The organism is Paracoccus haeundaensis (assembly GCF_006239215.1).
GTDB classification, from domain to species: domain Bacteria; phylum Pseudomonadota; class Alphaproteobacteria; order Rhodobacterales; family Rhodobacteraceae; genus Paracoccus; species Paracoccus marcusii.
In genome coordinates this window covers 1-543 of sequence record NZ_VDDC01000126.1, presented here as the reverse complement: position 1 = coordinate 543, position 543 = coordinate 1, and the positions used below count along the sequence as shown (strand labels likewise).

Genomic DNA, 543 nt, shown 5'->3' with positions numbered 1-543 from the left:
TGGCGCAAGGAGTTCGGTGGGCTGAAAACCGACCAAGTGAAGCGATTGAAGGAGCTGGAGAAGGAGAATGAGCGGCTCCGGAAGGCCGTCTCTGACCTGACGCTCGAGAAGCTCATCCTTCGGGAGGCGGCATCGGGAAACTTCTGAGCCCCGCCCGCCGCCGTGCTTGCATCGAGCATGTCAGGCAGAAGCTCCGGATCTCGGAACGGCTCGCCTGTCGCGTGCTCGGGCAGCATCGCTCGACACAGCGGAAAGTGCCGAGCGGACGGGCCGATGAAAACGTCCTGACGGCCGACATCATCGCGCTCGCCTCGCAATATGGGCGCTACGGATACCGCCGGAGTTGCCGGTGGTTGCGCCACTGGTCCGAGCGACCACCGGCGACGCCCTTCTGCGCGAGGCCGGTTGGGCAGTGAACGTGAAATGGGTCGAGCGCATCTGGCGGCGGGAGGGGCTGAAGGTGCCACAAAAGCAACCAAAGAAGGGTCGGCTCTGGCTGAACGACGGGTCATGCATCCGTCTGCGGCCAGAGCGTTCGAACCA

At 64.1% G+C, this 543-nt stretch carries 1 pseudogene; it reads left to right on the top strand.

The window, feature by feature from the left end:
• Window positions 1-543, top strand: a pseudogene (locus FHD67_RS20300) (transposase family protein); the annotation flags it as partial.